The organism is Bradyrhizobium sp. R2.2-H, assembly GCF_004346455.1.
GTDB classification, from domain to species: Bacteria; Pseudomonadota; Alphaproteobacteria; order Rhizobiales; family Xanthobacteraceae; genus Bradyrhizobium; species Bradyrhizobium diversitatis.
In genome coordinates, this window is sequence record NZ_SMBR01000001.1 from 772,126 (window position 1) to 798,140 (window position 26,015).

The following is a 26,015-nucleotide window of genomic DNA, read 5'->3' on the forward strand; positions in this document are numbered from 1 at the left end:
AATGACGGGGAGAGAGTCGGAAATCGGGTGGCGGCGGACGGATGGGTTTTGCGAGAGTCATGGCCATGACAGCAACAGCACGCAAGTCGCCCGCCAACTCGCCCGTGGATATCGCCACCCACATCGAAGCTCTCGACTGGTCGCAAATCACCGCCGAGCTCGACTCCCAGGGCGGCGCCGTCCTGAAGAACCTGCTCACGCCCGATCAATGCCGCGACATCGCCGCGCTCTATCCCGATGACGCGCACTTCCGCAGCCGGATCGTCATGGGCCGCCACGGCTTTGGCCGCGGCGAGTACAAGTACTTCTCCTATCCGCTGCCCGACCTGATCGCACAATTGCGCCCGGTGCTCTACGCCCATCTGCAAGGCGTCGCCAATCGCTGGAACGAGGCGATGGGGATCGACATCCGCTATCCCGAAAGCCATGCGGCCTTTCTGAAGCGATGCCATGAGGCCGGACAGGCGCGGCCGACACCGCTGCTGCTGCAATACGGGGACGGCGACTACAATTGCCTGCACCAGGACCTCTATGGCGAGCACGTGTTCCCGCTCCAGGTCGCGATCCTGCTCTCCGAGCCGGGCCGCGATTTCACCGGCGGCGAGTTCGTGCTGACCGAGCAGCGCCCGCGCATGCAGTCCCGCGCCGAGGTCGTGCCGCTGGCGCAAGGCGATGCGGTCGCCTTCGCTGTGCATCACCGCCCGGTGCAGGGGACACGCGGCACCTACCGCGTTAATCTACGCCATGGCGTCAGCCGGATCAGGTCCGGCCAACGCCACACCCTGGGCGTGATCTTTCATGATGCCAAATGAGCGCTGCGATTGACGGGTGATCTGTTCGACAGTGTTGCCGAGGCGCAGCCGTCGCGTGAGGAGATCGCGGACGGCGCCGTGCTGCTGCGCGGCTTCGTCAAGCCGATCGAGAGCGAGCTGATCGAAGCGGTGCGCGCCATCGTGGCGCAATCGCCGTTCCGGCGCATGACGACACCCGGCGCGCATCTGATGTCGGTGGCGATGACCAATTGCGGCGAGCGCGGCTGGATCACCGATCACACTGGCTATCGCTACGATCCCGTCGACCCGCGCACCGGCGCGCCCTGGCCGGCGATGCCGCCTGTGTTCCGAGATCTCGCCCGCCGCGCTGCGGAGCAGGGCGGTTTCGCTGGCTTTGCGCCCGATGCCTGTCTCGTCAATCGCTACGAGCCCGGCACGCGGCTCTCGCTGCACCAGGACAAGGACGAGCTGGACTATGCGGCGCCGATTGTCTCGGTCTCGCTCGGGCTGCCCGCGACCTTCCTGTTCGGCGGCCTGGCGCGCAGCGACAAGCCGCGCCGCTTCCGGCTCGTCCATGGCGACGTCGTGGTCTGGGGCGGGCCGAGCAGGCTCGCCTATCACGGCGTGGCGCCGCTTGCCGACGGTGAGCATCCGCTGCTCGGACGGCGGCGCATCAACCTGACCTTCCGCAAGGTGATCTGAGGCATTCCCAAGAGGCATCGCCGTCGTCTAAGCTGCTGCGAGGGGGGGCGGCGACGCCTCTGCGAGGGGGCGGCGACATGACGACTGCACAGGTCTCGACTGGCGCGAGCACGAGTTCATCGCGCACGGGGCTCTATCTGGCCGTGCTGCAACTCGTGTTCACGCTGGGCTGGACGACTTATGTCGTCTACCTGCCGAAGCTCGCAGCGGATGTCGGCCTTGCGCCGGCGGCCGTGATCCTCATCCTGATGCTGGACCAGGCGATCTTCACCATCGCCGATACCGCGATGGGGATCGCGGCCGACAAGCTTGGGCCCGTCGTCGGAAGGCTCGGCCTGTTCGTCGGCGTGCTGGCGGCGATCTCCTGCGCGGCCTTCGTCGCGATGCCTTTCGTGGCCGGCATCGGCGCGGGCGCGCAGGTATGGTTGATCGCGCTGATCGTGGTCTGGTCGATCACGTCATCGGCCCTGCGCGCGCCGCCGCTGACCTTGCTCGGCAAGTACCGCGCCATGCCGCAGGTGCCGTTCCTCGCGGCGCTGGCCATGCTGGGCTATGGCGTTGCCGGCGCCGTCTCGCCCTATCTCGGCGTAGTGCTGCGCGAGCACGATGCGCGGCTGCCATTCGTGATATCGAGCGCGGTGCTGCTGCTGACGGCGCTGGGGCTGTCACGGATCGAGTATGACGTGGCGCGCGACACCGTGCGGCCGGCGCCGGCCAAGGCGGCCAAGCCGCTTGGCCTCGTCCCGATCGCCTTCATCGTCGCAATGGTGGCGCTCGCGCTCGGCTATCAGCTGCATTTCGCCATGAACAGCGCGCCGTTCTATCTGCGATTCGCCGAGCCGGACGATCTGCAATGGCTGATGCCGGTGTTCTGGATCGGCTTCAACATCGCGATGTTTCCGGCGAGCCTCGTCGTCAAGCACCGGGGCGGCCTGATCGTGATGGGCGCGGCCGGCCTGTTCGGTGCGGTGGCGATTGCCGCCGCCGAATTTGCCGGCAGCCTCAATACGCTGATCGTCGCCCAGTTCCTCGCCGGAGCCGCGTGGGGCTGCATGCTGATGAGCGCAGTCTCGGCTGCGCTTGCGATCGGCTCGACCGGCGCGGAGGGAAAGGTCACGGGCCTCGTGTTCTCGGCGCTCGCGCTCGGCACCTTCGCGCGGATGGCGGCGGTCGCGGGCGGCCTGCAGAAGATGCCGGAATACGCGCCGCTGCTGCACTGGGCGCCGGTCGCCTGCTGGTCGGTCGCAGGCGCGGGCCTGCTGGTGATTGCGGCCGCGCGGCTCCAGGGCGGTGTTCAGCTCAAGGCTTCGGCGGGTGGATGAAGGCCCAGGGGCTCACTTCCGAATCCCTGGTCACCTCGACCGAGATCAGATACGGCCCGCCATGGGCCAACGCCTTCTCCAGCACGGCCTTGAACTGCTCGGGTGCGGTGACGCGCGCGGCCGCGACGCCAAAGGACTCCGCGAGCTTGACGAAATCCGGATTGACGAGGTCCGATGCCACCACGCGGCCGTCGAAACGTTCGCGCTGGTCGCGGCGGACGTTGCCATAGGCGTTGTTGTTGAACACCAGCGTGACCACGCCGATGTTGAACTGCACGGCGGTCGAGAGCTCCTGCACGCCGAACATGAAGCCGCCGTCGCCTGTGATGGCGACCACTGGCTTGTCGGGGTTGGCGACCTTCGCACCAAGCGCGGTCGGAAAGCCCGAGCCGAGCGTGCCCTGATAGCCCGAGGTGATGAAGGTGCGCGGCTGGTAGACCGGGAAGCCGTACCAGGAGGCGAAGCCGACCTGCGACAGTTCATCGGTGACGATCGCGTTCGCCGGCAGCACCTCGCGCAGGATGTTGAGATAGGCCATCTGCGGCTGGATGCGCTGGATCTCGGCTTGCGCGGTCGCGGTCGCCTCGCCGATCGCCTCCCGCCGGCCACGGGTGCGCGCATAGCCGGCTTTCTTCACGGCCGCGACGAGATCGGCCGTGCCGGCCCTGGCGTCGGCGACGATGGCCGCATCGGAGGTGATCCGGCGCATCTCGACCGGGTCGATATCGATCCGAATGGATTTCAGTCCACTCGGTTGATAAGGCCAGCGAAAGCCCGAGGCCGGCAGTTCAGCGCGCGTGCCGATTGCGATCATCAAATCGGTTGTCGGCCAAAGCTTGTAGGCGGCGGCCATGGTCAGGCCGAGTTCGTGCGCGTTGGAGACGATGCCGCGGCCGCTGCGGAAGGCAACCACGGGCGCATCGATCATCTCGGCGAGCTCGAGGATCTCCTCGCCCGCCTCGATCGCGCCGCTGCCGACGAAGATCATCGGTGTCTTGCTGGTCTTGATGAGCGCGGCTGCCTGCCTGACCAGGTCGGGATCGGGCCGCGCCGCGGGCAGCGGCTCCAGCACTTGAGCAGCCGCCGTATCCGCCCGCTGGGTGAAGACGTCCCAGGGCATCTCGACGGAGGCAGGGCCGCGCCGTCCCGACATCATCTCCTGGAACGCACGCGCCACGACCGTCGGCGCGTTGCCGGGATATTCGATCCGCTCGGCCCATTTCACATAGGTGCGCAAGGTCGCGAGCTGATCCGGCATCTCGTGCAGATGACCGCGGCCCTTGCCGAGGAACTGCGTCGGCACCTGGCCGGTGACGCACAGCACCGGCTCGTTGCAGCCGAACGCCGTGAGCAGTGCCGCGCTGGCATTGAGCACGCCGGGGCCGGGCACGACGCTGAACACGCCGGGCCGGCCGCTGGAGCGCGCATAGCCGAAGGCCATGTAGCCGCAGGCCTGCTCGTGCCGAGCGCCGATCACCTTGAGCTGGGCCTGATGGAAGGCGTCGAACAGGCCGTAGACCTGCGCGCCGGGCAGGCCGAAGACTGTGTCGACGCCATGGGCGACCAGGCCGCTTACGATCGCTTCGCCGCCGGTGAGGGTGGTCATCTGGCTATTCCACTTCGATGGTTGTTCAGGCTTCGTCGACGACGCCGTTGCGCAAGCGGCCGATACCCTCGGCCTCGACCTCGACGACGTCGCCGGGCTTCAGGTACCGCGGCGGATCGAACCGCGCGCCCGCGCCGGTCGGCGTGCCCGTGACGATGATATCGCCGGGGACGAGGGTTGCGAAGGTCGAGATATAGTTCACGAGATAGCGGAACGGAAACATCAACCGGCTGGTGCGATCGTCCTGCCTGAGCTCGCCGTTGACATGCGTGGTGAGACGAATGTCCGCAATCTGCGATTCTGATGTGTAGGGCACGAGCCACGGGCCGAGGCTGCCGCTGGAGTCGAAGTTCTTGCCCTGGGTGACGTTGAACTTGGCGTGGCGCAGCCAGTCGCGTACCGAGCCCTCGTTACAGAGCGTCAGCGCGGCGATATGATCGAGCGCGGCGCTTTCGGGAATGTGCCGGCCTTGCTTGCCGACCACCAGCACGATCTCGCCCTCATAGTCGAGCTGCACGGACGCGCGCGGGCGCACCAGCGGCGTGTCGTGCCCGACGAAGGAGCGCGGCGAGCGCATGAACATGCTCGGATATTTCGGCGCGTCCTGGCCGTCCTTGTACTCGGCGTTGCGGTCGGGATAGTTGACGCCGATGCAGATGATTTTCTCCGGCGTGGGCACCGGCGGCAGCCAGCTGATTTCGCTGAGCGCGTGATCGGGTGCGCGGCCGGCAGCCTCTTCGGCGAGCTTCGTGAGCATGCCTGCTGCGATCACCTCGCGCAGCGTCGGATAGTCCTTGCCGTAACGCCCGGAGAGATCGACGAGGCCGCCGTCCACGACGGCGCCGTAGCGGGTGTCACCTTTGACGGAATAGGTGGCGAGGCGAGGCAGGGTCATCAGTCCGCCACCAGCACGTCGGCCACGAATTTCGGCTCGCGCACGGCCTGGCCCGTGAACGGCGAGCCCTGCTCGAACCAGGAACGCGGAGCAGGGGCGCCCCACAGCGTCTGGCGGCGCGGATCGCGCAGCGACCAGCGCAGCGGCTCGTGGTCGTGATCTCCCGTGAAGTAGTCGCTGGTGTAGAGCTCGAGGCGGTGTCCGTCGGGATCGCGGACATAGAGGAAGAACGCGTTCGAGATGCCGTGGCGTCCCGGTCCGCGCTCGATGTTCTTCACGAAACCTTGCGAGGCCATGACGTCGCAGAGATGGATGATGTTCATCGCCGTCGGCGTCCAGTAGGCGAAATGGTGCAGGCGCGGACCCTTGCCGTTGGTGATGGCGAAATCGTGGACGTTGCCCTTGCGGTGCATCCAGGCCGCGGCGATGCGGCCGTTCGGTCCGTCCTCCTCGGCATATTCGGTGAGGCGGAAGCCGAGCCGAGCGTAGAATTCCATCGTGTCCTGCACTTCGGCCGCGAAGACGTTGAAATGGTCGAGCCGCTGCGGATGGCAGCCCCGGTAGAGGTCGTAGCGGCGCAGCAGGTGCGGCCGCCGGTCCATCGAGGCGTAGAGCTCGATCTGGAAGCCGAAGGGATCGGTGAATTGCAATGTGCGGGCCTGGAACGGCTGATCGACGAAGGCGTAGGCAAGGCCGTTCTCGGAGAGAAAGGCGGCGGCCTTGTCGAGATCCCCGTCGTTGCCGACCTTGAAGCCGAGCCGCGCGCAGGCCGGCGCTGCCGCCTTGCGCAGGACGAGCGAGTGATGCTGGTGCTCCTCGGCCGCGCGGAGGTAAACGGCATTGTCGTCGGCGTCCTCGACATGCAGGCCGACGACGGTCTCGTAGAACTCCCGGCTCAGCTTCAGGTCGGTGACGTCGAGCACGACGTGGCTTGAGCGGATGATGTTGAACGGCGGCTCGAAGACGTGTTGCGGTACGGGCATGTGCGTTTCCCCTTTTCTCGGCTTCGTCATTCCGGGGCGTGCGAAGCACGAACCCGGAATCCATTCATCCACCAACTCTGCTGCTCGATGGATTCCGGGTTCGGCTCTTCGAACCGCCCCGGAATGACACCGCCGCTAAATCCCCAATCTCTGAATCTTGTGCGTGCCCCGCGCCAGCGAGACGTGCTTGGTTTCCATGTAGAAGTCGAACGAGTAATCGCCGCCGTCGCGGCCGATGCCCGAGGCCTTCATGCCGCCGAACGGCGTCGGCAGATGGCGGACGTTCTCCGAGTTCAGCCAGATCATGCCGGCCTCCAGCGCATCGGCCACGCGCAGCGCCCGGCCCATGTCGTTGGTCCAGACATAGCCGGTGAGGCCATAGCGGATGTCGTTGGCGATCTCGATCGCGTCCGTCTCGTCGCGGAACGGCAACACGGTGAGGAACGGCCCGAACACCTCCTCCTGCGCCACGCGCATCTTGCCATGCGCGCCGGTCACCAGCGTCGGCTCGACATAGTGCCCGCCGCCGGGGCCGTCATGGGCCTTGCCGCCGACCGCGATCGTCGCGCCGTCCTGGCGCGCGACGTCGAAATAGGAGCAGACCTTGGCGAGGTGCCGCTCGTGGATCAGCGGCCCGATCTCGGTGGCGGGATCAAGGGGATGGCCGACCTTCAGCGCCTTCACGCGCGCCGTCAGCTTCTCGACGAACTTTTCCGCGATGCTCTGCTGGATCAGCAGGCGGCTCGAGGAGGTGCAGCGCTCGCCGTTGAGCGAGTAGATCATGAACACGACGGCATCGAGCGCACGGTCGAGATCGGCGTCGTCGAACACGATGACGGGGTTCTTGCCGCCGAGCTCGAAATGCACGCGCTTCAGCGTCGGCGCACCCTGCATCATGATGGCCGAGCCCGTCGCGCTCTCGCCGACGAAGCCGATCGCCTTGATGGCGAGATGCTCGGTCAGCGCCTTGCCGGCCTCTTCACCGAAGCCGTGGACGGTGTTGAGCACGCCATCGGGCACACCGGCTTCCTTCACGAGCTTCGCCAGAATGGAGGCCGTCACCGGCGACCATTCGGCCGGCTTATGCACGACGGTGCAGCCTGCCGCCAGCGCTGGGGCGATCTTCCATGTCGAGAGCATGAACGGCGTATTCCAGGGCGTGATCACGCCGACCGGGCCGATTGGCACGCGGGTCGAGACGTTCCAGTGCTCGTCGCTCGGCGTGTTGAGGCCGTCGCGCGCCTCCGCGCATTTGTCGGCGAAGAAACGGAAATTCTCGGCGGCGCGGATCGCGGCCTTGGCCATGAAACGATAGGCTTGGCCGGTGTCGATGCATTCGAGCACCGCGATGTCCTCGGCGTTGTCCTCGATCGCGTCGGCCACCCGATGCAGCAGCTTGCGCCGCATCGCCGGTCCCATGTCGCGCCAGGACTTGAAGGCGAGCGCCGCCGCTGTTGCCGCCGCATCGATATCTTCCGCTTCGCCGCGGGCGACGTTTGCGAGCACAGTGCCATCGACCGGCGATTTGGTCTCGAACGTCTCGCCCGAGATCGAGGCAACGGTCTTGCCGCCGATCATGTGGCCGATGTCGTCGGCACGCAGTTTCTTCAGCAGCGGCGCGAGGCGGTCGCGATTGGCTTGGAATACATCGGCTTTCGGCGTGGGCTTATCCATGGGCGGCCTCCGCTTTCAGGGCGTCGTGGATGTTGTTGCGCTTCCAGCTGGTGTCCTTGTCGTTGATCTGCATGTCGAACGACAGGGCGAACCTGCTGGCGGCAAAGACGGGATCGAGATGTCTTGAGAGCGCCTGGAAGATTTGCTCGCCGGCCTTCTGGCGCGTTTCGAGATCGCGGCCCTCGCCGATGCGCAGCACCATGTCGAGAAAGCCGTAATCCTGGCGGGCGTCCGCGATCGCATAATGCTCGCACCTGACGGCGCGAACGCGGATGCCGCCGAGCGGGAAGATGCCGGTCTCGCTGGCTGCCTTGCGCACGATCTCACACACCGTGCCGATGTCGAGACGGCCGTCGAGATTGGCCGAATATTCGATCGTGAAGTGCGGCATCGCCGTTTCACTCCCTGTCTTGTTGTTCGCCTTAAGCGAAGTAGCAGCTCACCGAGCCGTAGGCGCCATAATCGGCCTGAATTGTGTCGCCCTTGCGGGTCTCGATCGGACGGATAAAGGATCCCGCGAGCACGACCTGGCCGGGCTCCAGCGCAAGGCCGAGCGGCGCGATCTTGTTGGCGAGCCAGGCCACGGCCGTGGCGGGATGATTGAGCACGCCGGCGGCAAGGCCCGTCTCTTCCAGCTGGCCGTTCTTGAAGCACAGCGCACCGATCCAGCGCAGATCCGCGTCCAGCGGACGGATCGGCCGTCCTCCGAGCACGATGCCGGCATTCGCCGCATTGTCGGCGATGGTGTCGAAAATCTTCCGCGTCGCTTTCGTGGTCGGATCGACGCGTTCGATCCGCGTGTCCAGGATCTCCAGCGCCGGCACGACGAAATCGGTGGCGTTGAGGACATCGAACATCGTGCAATCGGGCCCAGAGAGCCGTTTGCTCATGACGAAGGCCAGCTCGGCCTCGATGCGCGTCGCGATGAAACGCTCGGTCGGAACGATCCCGCCATCGGCGAAGAACATGTCGTCGAGCAGCACGCCGGAATCCGGCTCGTCGATATTGAGCGCGCTCTGCATCGCCTTCGAGGTGAGGCCGATCTTGTGGCCCTTGACGATGCGCCCTTCGGCGATCTTGACCTCGACCCAGGCCTTCTGAATCGCGTAGGCATCGGCGATGGTGATCTCGGGAAAATCCAGCGACAGCTGCCGGATCTGCGTACGGGTCTTCTCCGCCTGGTGCAGACGCCTCGCGCAAGCTCGGATATCGTCGTCGGAAAGCGCCATCTCTAGTCTGACAAATCGTGGTGCCGGAGATACTTAACATGTTAAGTGAATGCGTCAAACACAATTCGGGCTTGCTGCACTGCAAACATTCTGCGGCTTGAAGGGGCGTCATGACGAAGAAACCCGCCGATCCCGCCAACGGAGGCGCGTCTCCCGCAGGACCTGCCGCAAGACAGGTGCCGATGCGCGAGTTCTCGCGCTCGCTGCCGATGTCGCTGCTGCGGGCGCGCGAGGCGGTGATGCGGCAGTTTCGTCCCTCGCTGCGCGTGCACGGCTTGACCGAGCAGCAATGGCGCATCCTGCGCGCGCTCGCGTCCATCGAGGCGGTCGAGGTCACGGAACTCGCGCGCACGGCGTTCCTGCTCGGGCCGAGTCTGTCGCGCATCCTGCGCGATCTCGAAGCGCGCAATCTGATCGAGCGCAAGACCGCCAAGGCGGATCAACGCCGCAGCGTGGTCTCGATCTCGAAGGACGGCGTGAAGCTGATGGCCTCGGTTGCGCCGACGTCGGAGGCGATCTACGCGGAGATCACGCGCCGCTTTGGCGCACGCAAGCTTGCCGAATTGCAGGAGATGCTCGGCGAGCTCGAACGGAGTCTCGCAAGCCTTGGCGCCAGCGAGGAAGCAAGTCCCGAGGAGTGAGAGCAGATATGCGCTCCCATGCGGCAGCGGCCATGGACATGGTCGGGTTTTTTCGCTCAAGTGCCGCCCAAGCTGATCGCTGCAAAGTCGGCGCCGGGGAGACAGACAGGCCGTCATGGTCACCATTCAGGTCCAGAAGCTGATCGACTTCGTCACCGAAGTCTTCGCGCATGCGCAGTCCTCGCCGGAGGAGGCCAGGCGTATCGCCACCTATCTGACCACCGCGAACCTGACCGGCCATGACAGCCACGGCGTGATCCGCGTTCCCGTCTATATCCGCTGGCAGAAGACCGGATCGGTCGTCCCAAATCAGAACGCGGAGGTCGTGCTCGACACGCCCTCGCTTGCGGTGATCGACGGCAAGTTCGGCTACGGCCAGACCGTGACGCCGCAGGCGGTCCAGATCGGCATCGAGAAGTGCAGGAAGGCCGGGCTCGCCGCGGTCGCGCTGCGCAACGCCGGCCATATCGGCCGTGTCGGCGACTGGGCCGAGATGGCCGCGGCCGAAGGTCTCGTCTCCGTGCATTTCGTCAATGCCGCAGGCTCGCTGCTGGTCGCCCCGTTCGGCGGCGTCGAGAAGCGGCTGTCGACTGCGCCGTATTGCGTCGGCATCCCGCGTGAGGGCGAGGACCCGATCGTGCTGGATTTTGCGACCTCGGTCGTCGCCGAGGGCAAGGTGCTGGTCGCGAGCCGCGGCGGCAAGAAGCTGCCGAACGGCGCGCTCGTGGATTCCGACGGGACCTTGAGCGAGGATCCGGCCGTGCTCTACGGCCCCTACACGCCGGACGGGCCGCGCGATCACACCAAGGGAACGGGCGCAATCCGCGCCTTCGGCGAGCACAAGGGATCGGGCCTCGCCTTCATGTGCGAGCTCCTGGGCGGGGCGCTGACCGGAACCGGCGCCACCTCGGGCGGTCGGCGCTTTGCCAACGGCATGCTGGCGTTCTATGTCGATCCGAAGGTGGTCGACACCTCCAACCTTTTCGACGCCGAAGTCTCGCGCTATGTCGATTTCATCCGCGCCACCAAGCCGATGGCCGGGGTCGATCAGGTGCTGATTCCGGGCGATCCGGAGCGAAAGACCCGCGCTGAGCGGACCCGGAACGGCATCCCCTTGCCGGATGACACCTGGGCGGCAATAGTGAACACCGCCCGTGAGGTCGGCGTCAGCGAAGTCAGCATCCAGAGGGCGACGGCTTAGACGCGTTTCGTCATTGCGAGGCGCGCCAGTGACGGAGCAATCCAGAGTGTCATCGCGGAGAAATTCTGGACTGCTTCGCGGAGCCCGTCATCGGGCCGCGCTTCGCGCGGGCCCGGTGGCTCGCAACGACAGTGAGTGAGATCAACAAAGAAGGAAGGCAACGTGGCGAATAAAGTCAAAGAGATCTGGAAGTCGGGCAAGGCGGTTGTCAACGCGTGGCTTGCCATACCCTCCGGCTTCTCGGCCGAGATGATCGCGCAATGCGGCTTCGACAGCGTCACCGTCGACATGCAGCATGGCGTACAGGATTATCTGTCGATGGTGCAGTGCTTCCAGGCCATGGACAAGCATCCGATCACGCCGATGGTTCGCGTACCCTGGAACGAGCCTGGCATCATCGGCAAGGTGCTCGACGGCGGCGCCTATGGCGTGATCTGCCCGATGGTCAACACGCCGCAGGAAGCCCGGAACCTCGTCTCGTATTCGAAGTACCCGCCGAAGGGCGTCCGCTCCAACGGCCCGATCCGCGCCGGCATGTACGGCACCGCCGGCTCCTACCAGAAGACGGCCAACGACGAGATCGTGCTGCTGCCGATGATGGAGACCCGGACCGCGGTCGAGAACATGGAAGCGATCCTCGATGTGGAAGGCATCGACGGGGTCTATATCGGCCCGTCCGATCTCGGCTTCTCCTATGGCCTCGAGCCCAAGCTCGACCGCAGCGAGCCGGAGATCCTCGCGATCTACGACAAGATCATCAAGGAGTGCGGCAAGCGCGGTCTGAACCCGGGCATCCATTGCAGCGGCGCGGAAGGCGCGGCGCGCGCCATCAACATGGGCTTCAAGCTGGTGACGCTGTCCAACGAGGTCGGCCTGATGACGACCTACGCCAAGATGCAGGTGAACGCCACGCGCAAGGATTCAGGCGGCAAGGCCTGAGCTCTTTCCCTCTCCCCGTTCTTACGGGGAGAGGGTCAGGGTGAGGGGCCTCTCTCAACACGACTAATCTAACGATCGAGCGCGCGGCTTGCCCCTCACCCGGATCGCTGTGCGATCCGACCTCTCCCCGTAAGAACGGGGAGAGGTGAAGTAAGAGACCCCAAGGAGACTCCCATGACCATCAGCCCCGTCATCCGCCTGCATCCCGATGATGGCGTGGTCATCGCGCGCGCGAGCCTGCCGCCTGGAACAAGCGTGGCCGACGGCGTGACCACGGTCGATCGCATTCCCTCCGGCCACAAGGTCGCGATCAAGCCGATCGCGGTAGGCGAGCCGATCAGGCGCTACGGCCAGATCATCGGCTTTGCCACGGTGCCGATCGCGCCGGGCCAGCACGTGCACACCCAGAACTGCGGCATGGGCGATTTCGCCAAGGACTATGCCTATTGCGCCGACGTCAAGCCGACGCCGAACTTCGACCTGCCGGCGACCTTCGAAGGGATCCGCCGCCCGGATGGCCGCGTCGCCACGCGCAACTATATCGGCATCCTCACCTCGGTGAATTGCAGCGCGCATGTCGCAAGCCTCGTCGCCGACGTCTTCAAGAAGAATCCCTTTACCGGCGACAATCCGCTGGCCGACTTCCCCAATGTCGACGGCGTGGTCGCGCTGACCCACAAGACCGGCTGCGGCATGACGCAGAACGAGCCGCTGGCGTTGCTCCGTCGCACGCTCGGCGGCTATGCGCGGCACGTCAACTTCTCCCATGTCATCGTGCTCGGCCTCGGCTGCGAGGTGAACCAGATCGGCGGCCTGATGGAAGAGCAGAAGCTCGCCGGCCGCCTCCGCGCGATGGACATCCAGGAGGTCGGCGGCACCCGCAAGACGGTGGAGGCGGGCATTGCCTTCGTGCGCGAGGCGCTGGCTGACGCCGACAAGGTCAGGCGGGAAACGGTGCCGGCCAGCGAACTCACCGTGGCCCTGCAATGCGGCGGCTCGGACGGCTATTCCGGCGTATCCGCCAATCCCGCGCTCGGCGCCGCCAGCGACCTCGTCGTTCGCCACGGCGGCACCGTGATCCTGTCGGAGACGCCGGAGACCTACGGCGCCGAGCACCTGCTGACGCGCCGCGCCGTCAGCCGCGAGGTCGGTGAGAAGCTGGTCGATCTGATGCGCTGGTGGGACGAGTACACGACGCGCGAGGGCGCCGAGATGAACGCAAATCCCAGTCCCGGCAACAAGGCCGGCGGTCTCACCACGATCCTGGAAAAGTCGCTCGGCGCGATGGCCAAGGCCGGCACCACCAATCTCGTGGAGGTACTGCGCTACGCTGAGCCCGTCACCAAGAAGGGCTTCGTCTTCATGGACACGCCCGGCTACGATCCGGTGGCTGCGACTGGGCAGGTCGCCGGTGGCGCCAATCTGGTCTGCTTCACCACGGGCCGCGGCAGCGTGTTCGGCTGCAAGCCGGCGCCCTCGATCAAGCTCGCCACCAACACGCCCATGTACAAGCGAATGGAAGATGACATGGACGTCAATTGCGGCACCATCCTCGAAGGCGAGGAGAGCGTCGCGCAGTGCGGCCAGCGCATCTTCGATCTGATCCTGAAGACGGCTTCGGGAAAGCCCACCAAGAGCGAGAGTTTCGATTTCGGCGGCGCCGAGTTCGCGCCCTGGGTGCTCGGCGCGACGATGTAGTCGCACCGGGACCGAAGTGTAATCGCAACGCAGTCGCAATTGAGATAATTGATGACAGCGACGCGTGTAGTTGCAACCGGTGCAACGATCCCTCGCTAAGTATTGGTACGGAGGCGCGGATCTCGCCTGCCGGTTCCCGAACTTACATCTGGTTAACACTGTTGCCGTAGACAGGAGGTGATGCGGCTCCACATCGTTGTGGGGCCGGCCTTTACTTGAGGATCGAACCGATGCAGGCGATACGTCCCACTGGGGTGGAAAATCTCCTCGGTGAGGAGGAGCTGATCGTATCGAAGACCGATCTCAAGGGCCGCATCACCTACGCCAACGATGTCTTCATCCGGATGGCGAAGTACTCGTGGAAGGAGCTGATGGGCGCCCCCCACAGCCTGATCCGCCATCCCGACATGCCGCGCGCCGTGTTCAAGCTGCTGTGGGACACGCTCCAGTCAAAGCAGGAGATATTCGCCTACGTCGTCAATCTGGCGAAAGACGGTAGCCATTACTGGGTGTTCGCCCACGTCACGCCGACATTCGACGAGCGTGGCAATATCGTCGGCTATCACTCCAACCGCCGCAAGCCCGACCCTGCGCAGATCGAGCGCATCAAGCCGATCTACAGGACGCTGTGCGCGGAAGAGGCGCGGCATGCCAACGCCAAGGACGGCATGCATGCGAGCTTCGAGGCGATGGTCGGGCTGCTCAAGCAACAGGGTGTCGGTTACGATGAATTTGTGCTCTCTCTCTAAGGCGCAGGGAGCGACCGCGCTCGCGTGTGCTCTTGCCGTCGTTGCGTTCGTTCTCTCGCTTCTCGGTGCAACCGGAATCAGCAGTGCTGTCTTGCTCGGCGCGACGGTCGCGTTGCTCGGCTACGCCGTTTGGTGCCAGCATCGCACGGCGGTGGCCGTCGACGAGGTGGCCGATGTGTGCCGCAAGGCGGCGCATGGCGATCTCGAGGCGCGCATCATGAGTGAGCGGCAGGCCGGGCGGATCGGCGCGATCCAGAAATCGGTCAACGACATGCTCGACATCACCGATGCCTTCGTCCGCGAGGCCTCGGCGTCGATGGACTATGCTAGCCGCGGCAAGTATTTCCGCAAGATCCTCGCGCGGGGTCTGCCCGGCTCGTTCCGCCGTTCGGCCACCGTGATCAATTCGGGCACCGACAGCCTCGGCCGCCGCGTCGTCGAGATCGCCGAGCTCGCCAAGCAGTTCGGCACGCACCTCGATGAGGTCGCAGGCGGCCTGATGAGCGCGGCGACCGATCTCGAATCCGACGCCGGCCAGATGGCCGCGGCGGCCGAGACGACGAACCGTCAGACCTCCGGCGTGCGAAGCGCGTCCGATCAAGCTTCCAGCAACGTCGCGACGGTGGCGAGCGCGGCCGAAGAGCTGGCGTCATCGATCGCCGAGATCGGCCGTCAGGTGGCCGGCTCGACCGCGAGCACGGGACGGGCGGTGAACGAGGCCAATCGCGCCGGCAGCGAGATCCGCTCGCTCGCCGACGCGGCGCTGCGGATCGGCGACGTCGTCAGGCTGATCAGCGAGATCGCCGAGCAGACCAACCTGCTGGCGCTCAACGCCACCATCGAGGCGGCGCGGGCAGGGGAAGCCGGCCGCGGCTTCGCGGTGGTGGCCTCCGAGGTCAAGAGCCTCGCCAACCAGACCGCGAAGGCGACCGAGGAGATCAGCGCCAAGGTCGGCGAGATGCAGCAGTCGACGACCAACTCGGTCGCGGCGGTCGAGGCGATCGCGCAGACCATCGCCGAGATCGACGGGATCACCGCCGCGATTGCGACCTCCATCGAGCAGCAGGGTCTCGCCACCCGCGAGATCGCCCGCAATGTCCAGGAGGCCTCGGCCAGCACCACGCAGGTGTCCTCCAACGTCACCGGCATCAGCGAAGCCGCCGCCGACACCGGCCGTGTGGCAAGCCGCGTCAACAGCGCCTCCGAACGCGTCTACGGCGAGGTCGAGACGCTCCGGCGCGAGGTGACGCAGTTCCTGCAGCGGCTGACCTCGGCGGCGTAAGGCTGCGCTACCCACCGCCGTCGTCCCGGACAAGCGCGCCCCAAGGCGCGCGCCGATCCGGGATCCATAACCACAGGCAGTGGTTGAGTGCGAGCTGATAATTACCAGCCTTCGTCAAACGACTTCCTGTGGTAATGGGTCCCGGATCAGCGCTCCGCTCCGGGCAACGCTGCGCGTTGGCCGGAGCTCTGCTTGTCCGGGACGACGTGTGTAGGAAGAGCGCGGCGTAGCCACAATCTCCGTCGTCGCCCCGGCAAAGCCGGAACGACGGGGATACTTCCTAGGCACCCCGTGCCCGTTGTTAGTGCTTGATCGCATCCTCCTCAGGTGTTCTGCTCAAAAAAGCTGCTGGAGCATCGCATCCCGTGTCGATCTACGTCGCACTACACCACGTCACGCACTACAAATACGACCGCCCGATCGACCTTGGCCCGCAGACCATCCGCCTGCGGCCGGCGCCGCATACGCGCACGCCGATCCTGAGCTATTCGCTCAAGGTCACGCCATCCAATCATTTCGTGAACTGGCAGCAGGATCCGCAAGGCAACTGGCTCGCGCGCTACGTCTTCCCGGAGAAGACCACCGAGCTGAAATTCGAGGTCGACTTCACGGCGCAGATGACCGTGGTCAATCCGTTCGACTTCTTCGTCGAGCCCTACGCCGACAGTTTTCCGTTCGAGTACCCGAAGGATCTCAAGACGGAGCTGGCGCCGTATCTCGAGACCGTCAAGCCCGATCGCCTGTTCGCGCAATATCTCGACTCGATCCCGACCGAAGCCCCGAACACCGTCAATTTCCTGGTCGATCTCAATCGCGAGCTCCAGAAGAAGATCCGCTACATCATCCGGATGGAGCCGGGCGTGCAGACGCCGGAGGAGACGCTTGCTTCCTGCGCGGGGTCATGCCGCGATTCCGCCTGGCTCCTGATCCAGACGTTCCGCCATCTCGGCCTCGCCGCGCGTTTTGTTTCCGGCTATCTCATCCAGATCCGTCCCGACATCGATCCGATCGAGGGACCGCCCGAAGTCGAGAACGACTTTACCGATCTGCACGCCTGGGCCGAGGTCTATCTGCCGGGCGCGGGCTGGATCGGATTCGATGCGACCTCCGGCATGCTCGCCGGCGAGGGGCACATTCCGGTCGCCGCCACGCCGCATTATCGCTCGGCGGCACCAATTTCCGGTGGGGCGGGCTTTGCCGAGGTCGAATTCGCCTTCGATATGAGCGTGCGGCGCATCCGCGAGGCGCCGCGCATCACGAAGCCCTTTTCCGATGAGGCATGGGCGCGGCTCAACGATCTCGGCGAGCAGGTCGACGGCGATCTCGCCGCGCAGGATGTTCGGCTCACGATGGGCGGCGAGCCGACTTTCGTCTCGGTCGACGATCTCGAGGCGGCGGAATGGAACACCGACGCCGTCGGCCCGACCAAGCGCGCGCTCGGTGACGATCTGATCCGCCGCTTGCGCACGCGCTTCGCGCCGGGCGGCCTTTTGCATTACGGCCAGGGCAAATGGTATCCGGGCGAGAGTCTGCCGCGTTGGGCCTTCGGCCTCTACTGGCGCAAGGACGGCGTGCCGATCTGGAAGAATGCCGACCTCATCGCCAAGATCGAAAATCCGCGCCGCGCCGAGGTAAAGGACGCCGAGGCCTTCATGGAAGGCACGGCGGCCCGGCTCGGCCTCGATGCCGGCTACATCATGCCGGCTTATGAGGACACCGCGTACTGGCTCCAGAAGGAGGCCGAGCTTCCCGTCAACGTCGATCCCTCCGATTCCAAACTGTCGGATCCGGAAGCCCGCGTGCGGATGGCGCGCGTGTTCAACGAGGGCCTCAACACACCGCGCGGCTTCGTGCTGCCGGTGCAGCGCTGGAACGCGCCGCCGCGCTGGCGCAGCGAGCGATGGCAACTCCGGCGCAATCATCTGTTCCTGATGCCGGGCGATTCGCCTCTCGGTTTGCGCCTGCCGATCGGCTCGCTCGGTTACGTCCCGCCCAACCAATATCCCTACATCGTCGAGCAGGACCCGATGGAGGCCAGGGACAAGCTGCCGGTGTTCACGCTCGCCGCGCGTCCGGAATCCCCGCCGCGGGCCGCGCCGGAGCATCTCAACACCTCCGTCCCGGTTCGCACCGCGATGTCGGTCGAGGTCCGCGACGGCGTGCTCTGCGCCTTCATGCCGCCGGTCGAGCGCATCGAGGACTATCTCGAACTGGTCGCCGCGCTCGAAGCCACCGCGGAGGAAATGCAGCTGCAGGTCCATGTCGAGGGCTATCCGCCGCCGTTCGATCCGCGTATCGAGGTCATCAAGGTGACGCCCGACCCTGGTGTCATCGAGATCAACGTCCAGCCGGCGAAGAGTTGGCGCGACGCGGTGGAGATCACCTCCGGACTCTACGAGGACGCGGCGAAGGTGCGGCTCGGCGCCAACCGCTTCCTGGTCGATGGCCGTCACACCGGCACCGGCGGCGGCAATCACGTCGTGGTCGGCGGTTCGAGCCCGCAGGACTCCCCGTTCCTTCGCCGCCCCGATCTCCTGAAAAGCCTCGTGCTGTACTGGCAGCGGCATCCGTCGCTGTCCTATTTCTTCTCCGGCCTCTTCATCGGCCCGACCAGCCAGGCGCCGCGCATCGACGAGGCCCGGCACGACAGCATCTATGAGCTCGATATCGCGCTCTCGCACGTTCCGCCGCCGGGCACCCAGGCGCCGCTGTGGCTGGTCGACCGCCTGTTCCGGCATCTGCTGGTCGACATCACCGGCAACACCCACCGTGCCGAGATCTGCATCGACAAGCTCTATTCGCCGGAGGGGCCGACCGGGCGGCTCGGCCTTGTCGAATTCCGCGCGCTTGAAATGCCGCCCGATCCGCGCATGTCGCTGGCGCAGCAGCTCCTGATCCGCGCGCTGATCGCAAGATTCTGGCGCGAGCCGCAGGCCGGCAAGTTCGTGCGCTGGGGCACCGGGCTGCACGATCGCTTCATGCTGCCGCACTTCATCTGGGACGATTTTCTGGAGGTGCTCACCGAGCTGAAGCAGTTCGGCTACCCGTTCGAGCCGGAATGGTATCTGGCCCAGCTCGAATTCCGCTTCCCCGCCTTCGGCCGCGTCCATCATGGTGGGGTGACGCTGGAACTGCGCCAGGCGCTGGAGCCCTGGCACGTGCTGGGTGAGGAGGGCTCGGCCGGCGGCACCGTGCGCTATGTCGACTCATCGGTCGAGCGGCTTCAGGTCAAGGCGGAGGGCTTCGTCGAGGGCCGTCACATCGTCACCTGCAACGGCCGTCGCCTGCCGATGACCCCCACGGGTCGGTCGACCGAAGCCGTGGCCGGCGTCCGCTTCAAGGCCTGGCAGCCGGCCTCCGGCCTGCACCCGACCATCCCCGTTCACGCGCCCCTGACGTTTGATCTGATCGATACCTGGAACGGCCGCTCGCTCGGCGGCTGCGTCTATCACGTCGCCCATCCCGGCGGGCGCAGCTACGACACCAAGCCGGTCAACACCTACGAGGCCGAGGCGCGGCGGCTGGCGCGCTTCCAGGACCACGGCCATACCCCGGGTCCGATGCAACCGCCGCCCGAGGAACGCACAAATGAGTTTCCGCTGACCCTCGACTTGCGGACCCCGCTCCTGCAATGAGTAGGGTGCGGGGGCAAGGAGAGGCGCATGGGCGAGGGCGCAGCCGAACAGGATGACAGGGCGGAGAAGGCGCAGGGCCAGCGGGAAGGCCAGCGCCGCCTCGCGCAATGGGTCCGCGACTATAGCCGGCTGCCCGGTATCCCCGACGAGTTCTTAGGGCCGGACGGCGCCCCGCGCGCGGTCTGGAGCCGCTTCTTCGACGCCTTCGGCGCGCTGGCGCCCGACGAGATCGAGCGGCGCTTCGGCATGGCCGACCGCCATCTCCGCGAAGCCGGCGTCACCTACCGCGCGCCCGGCGACAGCGCCGACCGCCCGTGGTCGATCAGCCATCTGCCGCTTTTGATCGACGAGGCCGACTGGCGGCAGCTCTGCGCCGGCATCACCCAGCGCGCCGAGCTGCTGGAGAGCGTGCTGCGTGACATCTATGGCGAGGGCCGGCTCGTTGCCGAAGGCGCGCTGCCGGCGGCCGCGATCGCCGGCAGCCCCGAATATCTCCGTCCCGTCTGCGGCGTGCCGCCCCCCGGCGGGCGCTATCTCTCGCTCTATGCCGCCGATGTCGGCCGCGGGCCCGACGGCCGCTGGTGGGTGCTCGGCGACCGCACCCAGGCGCCGTCGGGCGCGGGCTATGCGCTGGAGAATCGCCTGGTGCTGTCGCGCGCCTTCTCCGACCTCTACAAGTCGATGAACGTGCCGCGTGTCGCGCCGTTCTTCGAGGCGTTCCGCGACAGCCTTCGCGCGCGCGCCGACCGCGACGAGCCGAGGATCGGCGTGCTCACCCCCGGCAGCTTCAGCGAGACCTATTTCGAGCATGCGACGCTGGCGCGCTATCTCGGCTTCCTGCTGGTCGAGGGCGACGACCTCGCGGTCAGCGACAACCGCGTCCACATCCGCACCGTGGCCGGCCTGAAGCGGCTCGACGTGCTGTTGCGCCGGGTCGATTCCAACTCGCTCGATCCGCTCGAGCTCGATGCCTCCTCGCGGCTCGGGGTCCCCGGCCTGATCGACGTGCTGCGCAAGGACGGCGTCGTCGTCGCCAACATGCCGGGCTCGGGCGTCCTGGAGGCGCGGGCGCTGCTCGGCTTCCTGCCGGCGCTCAGCCGTCGCCTGCTCGGGGAAGACCTGAAGATGCCGCACATCGCGACCTGGTGGTGCGGCCAGCGCGCGGCGCGCGACGAGGTGCTGGCGCGGCTCGACGAGGTCGCGATCGAAGGCGCCTACCGGCGCGGCGTTCCCGGTTTCGACAGCAACGGTCCGGTGCTCGCGAGCGAGCTGGACGCCGCCGACCGCCGGCGCCTGGTCGACGCCATCACCGCGCGCGGCATGGACTATGTCGGCCAGGAGGTGGTGCGGCTCTCGACCATGCCGGTGTGGGAGCAGGGCCAGCTCACGCCGCGTCCCTTCGTGCTGCGCGTGTTTGCCGCCGCCACGCCCGACGGTTGGGCCATCATGCCCGGCGGCTTCTGCCGCATCGCCGAGCAGCCCGATGCGCGTGCGGTCTCGATGGGCGACGGCGCGCGTGCCGCCGACGTCTGGGTGGTCTCCGACAAGCAGGTCCCGACCGCGACGCTGCTGCCGGCGACCGACAAGGTGCGCATCCGCCGCATCGCCGGCGTGCTGCCGAGCCGCGCCGCCGATAATCTGTTCTGGCTCGGCCGCTATCTCGAACGCGCCGAGGCGACGCTGCGGCTGGTGCGCGCCTTGGGCTCGCCGAGCGGGCCCAACAAGGGCACTGCGGCCTCGCTGCAATCGGCCGAACGCATCCAGCGCCTGCTGGTGGCCTGGGGCGCGGTCCCGCAATCCTCGCGCACGGCCGCGGGGCGCATCGTCGCCGAAGCGCTGCAGAGCGAGGAGCGTTTCGGCTCGGCGCTGTCGCTGGTGCGCGCGGCACAGCGCACCGCGACCTCCTTGCGCGAGCGGCTGTCGCCCGATGCCTGGCAGGTGATCACCGAAATGACCGAGCGCCTTGCCATCGAGGTGGAGGACGACGACAGCGCACTGAGCGCTGCCGAGCTGACCTTGCAGGAGCTGGCGAGCTTCGCAGGCCTGGCGCAGGAGAACATGAACCGCGCCGCCGGCTGGCGCTTCCTCGACATCGGCCGCCGCATCGAGCGCGCCATCAACACCACCCGCTTTGCCCGCCAGTTCGCCTATGACGAAGCCGGCGACGAGGACCTCGACATCCTGCTGACGCTGGTCGATTGCCAGATCACCTACCGCTCGCGTTACCTGCTGGCGCCGATCCTGGCGCCGGTGCGCGACCTCGCCGTGCTCGACGGCTACAATCCGCGGTCGGTGGCGTTCCAGGTGACGACGCTGAATGAGCACATTGCCGCGCTGCCGAGCCTGAAGGAGCACGGCCTGATCGAGAAGCCGCAGCGGCTCGCGGTGGCGATGCAGGCGATGCTCGCGACCGCGGAGGCCGAGAGGCTCGAGGTCAAGACCCTGTTCGCGCTGGAGCAGGATCTGCTCAGCCTTGCCGACGCGATCGGGCAGCACTACTTCCCGCACGGTCCCAATGCCAGCCGGCCGGAAAAGCTGACGGGGTTGGCGTGATCTACGACATCCGTCACGTCACCACCTACGAGTACGAGAATCCCGTCAGCTTCGCGCGCTGCACGCTGCGGCTGGAGCCGAGAAGCGGCGGCGGCCAGGAGCTGATCTCGCACGAGGTCGAGATCCATCCCCGCCCGGCCGAGCGCAACGTGCGGCGCGATTTCTTCGGCACGCTGACCGAGAGCGTGACGATCGAGGCTGCGCATCGCAATCTGCGCATCGACTCGCGCTCGCGTGTCTCGGTGTCGCGCCAGCCGCCGGCACGCGATGCGGCGAGCCCGTCCTGGGAGAGCATTCGCGACCTTGCCTTCGAGGCGACGAGCCTCGGGCCGTCCTCGCCCGTCGGCTATGTCTTTGCCAGCCCCCTAGTGCCGGTGCTGCGCCCGGTCAGCGCCTATGCCGCGGAGAGCTTTGCGCCCGGCGCGGGCATCCTCAAGGGCGCGGTCGATCTGATGCATCGCATCCGCAACCAGTTCCGCTACGATCCCAAGGCCACGGTGATCTCGACACCGCTCGACGAGGTCTTCGAGAAGCGTCACGGCGTCTGCCAGGACTTTGCCCATGTGATGATTGCAGGGCTGCGCGGGCTCGGCCTGCCCGCGGCCTATGTCAGCGGATATCTGCGCACCATTCCAGCGCCGGGCCAGCCGCGTCTGCAGGGCGCCGACGCCACCCACGCCTGGGTGTCGCTGTGGTGCGGGGCGGAGCTCGGCTGGGTCGATCTCGATCCGACCAACGATCTCCTGATCGGCAACGACCACATCGTGCTTGCAATGGGACGCGATTTTTCCGACGTCTCGCCGGTCGACGGCATCATCGTCGGCTCGCCCAAGCAGAAGCTCAGTGTTGCCGTCGATGTGTTGCTGGTGGAGTAGGGCGTGTACGCATAAGCGTCGGCTTGCCAACGCAAAGCGGAAGTCTGCTATCTAGATTGTGATTAGTAACTTGTGGCCCGAAGCTGACGTTTCACTGTCCCGATTCAGCTTCTTCGATGAAACACAACCGCATATCCAGGAGGGCGGCGTATGCTACCCTCTTTGCAACGCTAAGCGGTCAGCACGTCCTCGATCCGGATCGGCAGGGTGCGGACCCGCTTGCCGGTCGCATGAAAGACGGCGTTTGCGATCGCGGGGGCGATACCGACAAGGGCGATTTCGCCGAGACCCTTGACCCCGAGTTCGTTGACGTGCGGATCCGACTCCTCGACGAAGTGCGCTTCGACCTGGGGAATGTCCAGGTTGACGGGCATCAGGTAGTCGGCCATGTGAGCGTTGACCGGCCGACCGTCGCGAGCGTCGAGAACGGTGCGCTCCATCAGCGCCATGCCGATGCCGCCGACCATGCCGCCGGTGCATTGGCTGCGGGCAAGGCGCGGGTTGACGACGCGGCCGATGCCATAGGCGCCGACCGCGCGGCGGACGCGGATCGTGCCGACGTCGGGATCGACGGCGACCTCGACGAAGACGGCGCCGAACGAGTGCATCGAGAATCTGGCGGCGGCTTCGGGATCCCGCTGAGACGACGCCGTGGCTTCGATCGGTCGATCGTTCCGGCCCTTCGCGGCCTGTTCCCGCACGGCGATGCAGGCGGCGCGGATCGCGGAGCCGACCGAGGCCATGGTCCATGAACCGCCGTGGGACGGGGCAGGCGGATAATCCGAGCGACCAAGGCTGAAGCGCACCTTTTCGACGGGGAGTCCGAGAGTCTCGGCGGCGACCTGCGTCATCGACGTATAGGTGCCCGGACCCATGTCGCTGGCCGCGATCTCGACCTCGGCTGTCCCGTCGCGAAGCAGCCGCGCGCGCGCGGTGGCCGGCGCGTGAAAGGCCGGATAGCTTGCCGAGGCTACTCCCATCCCGATCAGCAGGCGGCCGTCGCGCATCGAGCTCGGTTCGGGCGTACGGCGCGACCAGCCGAACAGTTCGGCCCCGAGATGGTAGCATTTCATCAGCGATCGGCTGGAGAAGGGCTTGTTTTCTCCCTCGTCGATCTCCGGTTCGTTCCGGCGCCGCAGATCGATGGGATCCAGACGGAGCTTGTACGCCAACTCGTCCATGGCGCATTCGAGCGCGAAAACGCCGCTGGCCTCGCCAGGACCACGCATGTGGTTTGGCGTTCCGGTATCGAGCGGGATCAGACGGTAACGCGTCCGTACGTTAGGCGAGGAGTAGAGGAACGTCGTGACCGAGGTCAGGGCTTCCATGAATTCCTCGTAGCGACTGGTCTCGCCCATACCTTCGTGCACCACGCTGATGAGTTTTCCATCCGCCGTGGCGCCGAGAGCGATCCTCTGCACCGTGCGCGGCCGATGCCCGGTCGTGAAGAACATCTGCTTGCGCGTCAGGACGAGCTTCACCGGGCGCCCAACGTGGCGGGCGGCCATGGCCGCGAGCGTCACATGGGGCCAGGTTCTGAGCGAAGTCCCGAAGGCCCCGCCGATGAACGGGCAGATCACCGTCACTTTCTCGGGCGACAAACCGAAGATCGCCGCGATCTCGGCCTGCTCGTTGACGACGAACTGGCTCTTACTCCAAAGCGTCAGGCGGTCACCGTTCCAGCTGGCGATCGTCGCATGCGGTTCCATCGGATTGTGGTTCTCGCGCGCGATGTCATAGGTCTCATCGACTTTCACCGGTGCGCCGGCCAAAGCCTTATCGGCGCTTCCGCGCGCCTTGTCGGCGGGCAGCCGGGCGTCCGGCTGTTTGCCGGCCTCGGGCACGATGGGACGGGCTTCGGGACCTGCGGAATCGATGATTGGCCGCTCGGCCTTGTAGGTGATGCGCAGCGCCGAGGCGGCGCGCTCGGCCTGCGCGATGGTTGCGGCAACGACAACCGCCACCGGCTGGCCGTGGAAGCGCACATGGTCGTCCTGCAGCACATGCAGCCGCTCGCCCGTCGCCGGATCGATGTAGCTCTTGTGCAGCCCGTACGCCAGGCGTGGCGCGTTGAGATGCGACAGAACCGCGAGAACGCCCGGCATCTTCTCGACCGCCGCGGTGTCTACGCCGGTCACTCGTCCAAGTCCTACCGTGGCGCTGACGATCACGGCATAGGCCTGGCCCGGCTGATTAAAATCGGCCGCGTACCGCGCGGAGCCGGTGACCTTGGCGCGGCCATCCACGCGGGGCAGCGGCTGTCCGATGACGCTGATGGTCATGCAATTCCTCCCGTCATTTCGAAAGCGCGGACGATCGTCCGCGGCAGGAGTTCGAGCTTGTAATGATTGCCGGACAGCGGGCGGGCCCCTTCCAATGCCGATCGGGCGGCCGCCTCGAACACCTGCCGGCCCGGTACCTTGCCGATCAGCGCCGCTTCCACCGCGCGCATGCGCCAGGGTCGGGTGCCGACCCCGCCGACCGCGAGCCGCGCGCCGCGGATCACGCCGTCCACGACGTCGAGCGCCGCTGCCGCGGAGACCAGCGCAAATTCGTAGGACGCGCGGTCGCGCACCTTGAGATAGCGCGCACGGCGGCTATCAGGCCCCCCGGGGACCCGCACCTCAACGATGAGCTCGCCGGGCAGCAGCGTGTGTTCGAGATGTGGGGTATCGCCGGGCAAGCGAAACAGCTCCTCCACTGGGAAAGTGCGCTCGCCCTTCGGACCCCTGACCTGCATGGTGGCGTCGAGCGCGACCAGTGCGACCGCGACGTCCGAGGGGTGCGTCGCCACGCAGTGATCGCTGGTGCCGAGAATGGCGTGACCGGCATTCAGGCCGGCGAGGGCGGCGCAACCCGAGCCAGGGCTGCGCTTGTTGCAGGGTGCGTCGAGCATCCGAAAGTAGGGGCAGCGCACGCGCTGGAGCAGGTTGCCGCCGATCGAGGCCATGTTGCGCAGTTGCGGCGAGGCGCCCTCGATCAGGCTCTCGGCGATCAGCGGCTGCAGGCGCTGGACATCCGGATGGGCGGCCACGTCGGCCATTCTCGCGAGAGCGCCGATGACGAGGTCGGAGCGGTCGATGCGGATCTCGGAAAGCGGAAGCGCATTGATGTCGACGAGTTGCTGCGGCTGCTCCACCTCGTCGCGCATGAGATCGATCAACGTCGTACCTCCGGCAATAAGGCGGCGGCCGGAGGACGCGGCGGCGATGGCGGCCTCGACGGAGGTCACCTTCTCGATCGTGAACGGAAGCATGG

20 protein-coding genes are annotated in these 26,015 nt (G+C 66.5%); 12 read left to right on the top strand and 8 right to left on the bottom strand.

Going from position 1 to position 26,015, the window contains the following annotated elements; translation table 11 throughout:
• Positions 1-65: 65 nt before the first annotated feature.
• From EDE08_RS03675 to EDE08_RS03685, 3 genes are all read left to right on the top strand, one after another.
• Positions 66-812 carry a 2OG-Fe(II) oxygenase gene (locus EDE08_RS03675; protein WP_131867243.1) on the top strand — a complete coding sequence of 249 codons (747 nt, stop codon included), beginning with the start codon at positions 66-68 and terminating at the stop codon, positions 810-812.
• A gap of 9 nt (positions 813-821) precedes the next feature.
• Positions 822-1,475 (top strand): DNA oxidative demethylase AlkB, encoded by a 654-nt coding sequence (gene alkB, locus EDE08_RS03680; protein ID WP_131867245.1) that lies wholly within the window; start codon positions 822-824, stop codon positions 1,473-1,475.
• A gap of 77 nt (positions 1,476-1,552) precedes the next feature.
• Positions 1,553-2,797, top strand: a complete 1,245-nt coding sequence (locus tag EDE08_RS03685; protein WP_131867247.1) for an MFS transporter — start codon at positions 1,553-1,555, stop codon at positions 2,795-2,797.
• Here the strand turns inward: EDE08_RS03685 and EDE08_RS03690 are convergent.
• The 6 genes from EDE08_RS03690 to hpaH form a co-directional block, all read right to left on the bottom strand.
• Positions 2,775-4,403, bottom strand: coding sequence for a thiamine pyrophosphate-dependent enzyme (locus tag EDE08_RS03690; protein WP_131867249.1), 1,629 nt, complete (start codon positions 4,401-4,403; stop codon positions 2,775-2,777). The genes EDE08_RS03685 and EDE08_RS03690 overlap by 23 nt on opposite strands.
• A gap of 25 nt (positions 4,404-4,428) precedes the next feature.
• The gene (locus tag EDE08_RS03695; protein ID WP_131867251.1) at positions 4,429-5,298 is read right to left on the bottom strand and encodes a fumarylacetoacetate hydrolase family protein; all 870 of its coding nucleotides are present in this window, start codon (positions 5,296-5,298) and stop codon (positions 4,429-4,431) included.
• Positions 5,298-6,281, bottom strand: coding sequence for a 3,4-dihydroxyphenylacetate 2,3-dioxygenase (gene hpaD, locus EDE08_RS03700; protein ID WP_131867253.1), 984 nt, complete (start codon positions 6,279-6,281; stop codon positions 5,298-5,300). Before hpaD ends, EDE08_RS03695 begins: the two co-directional genes overlap by 1 nt.
• Positions 6,282-6,416: 135 nt before the next feature.
• A complete protein-coding gene (hpaE, locus tag EDE08_RS03705; RefSeq protein WP_131867254.1) occupies positions 6,417-7,955 on the bottom strand; it encodes a 5-carboxymethyl-2-hydroxymuconate semialdehyde dehydrogenase in 1,539 nt (512 codons plus the stop codon).
• Positions 7,948-8,346: a 5-carboxymethyl-2-hydroxymuconate Delta-isomerase gene (locus EDE08_RS03710; RefSeq protein ID WP_131867256.1), complete on the bottom strand. Its 399-nt coding sequence runs from the start codon at positions 8,344-8,346 to the stop codon at positions 7,948-7,950. The genes hpaE and EDE08_RS03710 overlap by 8 nt, the downstream gene beginning before the upstream one ends.
• Positions 8,347-8,377: 31 nt before the next feature.
• Complete coding sequence (gene hpaH, locus EDE08_RS03715) at positions 8,378-9,184, bottom strand: 2-oxo-hept-4-ene-1,7-dioate hydratase (RefSeq protein ID WP_131867258.1); 807 nt, start codon at positions 9,182-9,184, stop codon at positions 8,378-8,380.
• A 110-nt stretch (positions 9,185-9,294) separates the two neighbouring features.
• Here hpaH and hpaR point away from each other — a divergent pair, with 110 nt between their 5' ends.
• From hpaR to EDE08_RS03760, 9 genes are all read left to right on the top strand, one after another.
• Positions 9,295-9,825 (top strand): homoprotocatechuate degradation operon regulator HpaR, encoded by a 531-nt coding sequence (gene hpaR, locus EDE08_RS03720; RefSeq protein ID WP_131867260.1) that lies wholly within the window; start codon positions 9,295-9,297, stop codon positions 9,823-9,825.
• Positions 9,826-9,940: 115 nt separating this feature from the next.
• Positions 9,941-11,026 carry a malate/lactate/ureidoglycolate dehydrogenase gene (locus EDE08_RS03725; protein ID WP_131867262.1) on the top strand — a complete coding sequence of 362 codons (1,086 nt, stop codon included), beginning with the start codon at positions 9,941-9,943 and terminating at the stop codon, positions 11,024-11,026.
• A gap of 162 nt (positions 11,027-11,188) precedes the next feature.
• A complete protein-coding gene (locus EDE08_RS03730) occupies positions 11,189-11,965 on the top strand; it encodes an HpcH/HpaI aldolase family protein (RefSeq protein ID WP_131867264.1) in 777 nt (258 codons plus the stop codon).
• A gap of 174 nt (positions 11,966-12,139) precedes the next feature.
• Positions 12,140-13,663 (top strand): UxaA family hydrolase, encoded by a 1,524-nt coding sequence (locus EDE08_RS03735; RefSeq protein WP_131867266.1) that lies wholly within the window; start codon positions 12,140-12,142, stop codon positions 13,661-13,663.
• A 230-nt stretch (positions 13,664-13,893) separates the two neighbouring features.
• Positions 13,894-14,412: a PAS domain-containing protein gene (locus EDE08_RS03740; RefSeq protein WP_131867268.1), complete on the top strand. Its 519-nt coding sequence runs from the start codon at positions 13,894-13,896 to the stop codon at positions 14,410-14,412.
• Positions 14,390-15,694 (top strand): methyl-accepting chemotaxis protein, encoded by a 1,305-nt coding sequence (locus EDE08_RS03745; protein ID WP_165935667.1) that lies wholly within the window; start codon positions 14,390-14,392, stop codon positions 15,692-15,694. The genes EDE08_RS03740 and EDE08_RS03745 overlap by 23 nt, the downstream gene beginning before the upstream one ends.
• A 365-nt stretch (positions 15,695-16,059) precedes the next feature.
• On the top strand, positions 16,060-19,329 hold the full coding sequence (locus tag EDE08_RS03750) for a transglutaminase family protein (protein ID WP_131867272.1): 3,270 nt from the start codon (positions 16,060-16,062) through the stop codon (positions 19,327-19,329).
• A 27-nt stretch (positions 19,330-19,356) separates the two neighbouring features.
• The gene (locus tag EDE08_RS03755; RefSeq protein WP_131867274.1) at positions 19,357-21,882 is read left to right on the top strand and encodes a circularly permuted type 2 ATP-grasp protein; all 2,526 of its coding nucleotides are present in this window, start codon (positions 19,357-19,359) and stop codon (positions 21,880-21,882) included.
• Entirely contained in the window at positions 21,879-22,757 is an 879-nt protein-coding gene (locus EDE08_RS03760) for a transglutaminase family protein (protein WP_131867276.1), read from the top strand. Before EDE08_RS03755 ends, EDE08_RS03760 begins: the two co-directional genes overlap by 4 nt.
• Positions 22,758-22,927: 170 nt before the next feature.
• Here the strand turns inward: EDE08_RS03760 and EDE08_RS03765 are convergent, their stop codons facing one another.
• Together EDE08_RS03765 and EDE08_RS03770 are read right to left on the bottom strand one after the other, a co-directional pair.
• Complete coding sequence (locus tag EDE08_RS03765; protein ID WP_131867278.1) at positions 22,928-25,039, bottom strand: xanthine dehydrogenase family protein molybdopterin-binding subunit; 2,112 nt, start codon at positions 25,037-25,039, stop codon at positions 22,928-22,930.
• Complete coding sequence (locus tag EDE08_RS03770; RefSeq protein ID WP_131867280.1) at positions 25,036-26,013, bottom strand: FAD binding domain-containing protein; 978 nt, start codon at positions 26,011-26,013, stop codon at positions 25,036-25,038. The genes EDE08_RS03765 and EDE08_RS03770 overlap by 4 nt, the downstream gene beginning before the upstream one ends.
• Between the last annotated feature and the right edge of the window lie 2 nt (positions 26,014-26,015).

Coding starts and splice junctions, on each gene's coding strand:
- EDE08_RS03675 (WP_131867243.1), top strand. CDS start 66: ATGACAGCAACAGCACGCAAGTCGCCCGCCAACTCGCCCGTGGATATC.
- EDE08_RS03685 (WP_131867247.1), top strand. CDS start 1,553: ATGACGACTGCACAGGTCTCGACTGGCGCGAGCACGAGTTCATCGCGC.
- EDE08_RS03690 (WP_131867249.1), bottom strand. CDS start 4,403: ATGACCACCCTCACCGGCGGCGAAGCGATCGTAAGCGGCCTGGTCGCC.
- EDE08_RS03695 (WP_131867251.1), bottom strand. CDS start 5,298: ATGACCCTGCCTCGCCTCGCCACCTATTCCGTCAAAGGTGACACCCGC.
- hpaD (WP_131867253.1), bottom strand. CDS start 6,281: ATGCCCGTACCGCAACACGTCTTCGAGCCGCCGTTCAACATCATCCGC.
- hpaE (WP_131867254.1), bottom strand. CDS start 7,955: ATGGATAAGCCCACGCCGAAAGCCGATGTATTCCAAGCCAATCGCGAC.
- EDE08_RS03710 (WP_131867256.1), bottom strand. CDS start 8,346: ATGCCGCACTTCACGATCGAATATTCGGCCAATCTCGACGGCCGTCTC.
- hpaH (WP_131867258.1), bottom strand. CDS start 9,184: ATGGCGCTTTCCGACGACGATATCCGAGCTTGCGCGAGGCGTCTGCAC.
- hpaR (WP_131867260.1), top strand. CDS start 9,295: ATGACGAAGAAACCCGCCGATCCCGCCAACGGAGGCGCGTCTCCCGCA.
- EDE08_RS03725 (WP_131867262.1), top strand. CDS start 9,941: ATGGTCACCATTCAGGTCCAGAAGCTGATCGACTTCGTCACCGAAGTC.
- EDE08_RS03735 (WP_131867266.1), top strand. CDS start 12,140: ATGACCATCAGCCCCGTCATCCGCCTGCATCCCGATGATGGCGTGGTC.
- EDE08_RS03740 (WP_131867268.1), top strand. CDS start 13,894: ATGCAGGCGATACGTCCCACTGGGGTGGAAAATCTCCTCGGTGAGGAG.
- EDE08_RS03745 (WP_165935667.1), top strand. CDS start 14,390: ATGAATTTGTGCTCTCTCTCTAAGGCGCAGGGAGCGACCGCGCTCGCG.
- EDE08_RS03755 (WP_131867274.1), top strand. CDS start 19,357: ATGGGCGAGGGCGCAGCCGAACAGGATGACAGGGCGGAGAAGGCGCAG.
- EDE08_RS03765 (WP_131867278.1), bottom strand. CDS start 25,039: ATGACCATCAGCGTCATCGGACAGCCGCTGCCCCGCGTGGATGGCCGC.
- EDE08_RS03770 (WP_131867280.1), bottom strand. CDS start 26,013: ATGCTTCCGTTCACGATCGAGAAGGTGACCTCCGTCGAGGCCGCCATC.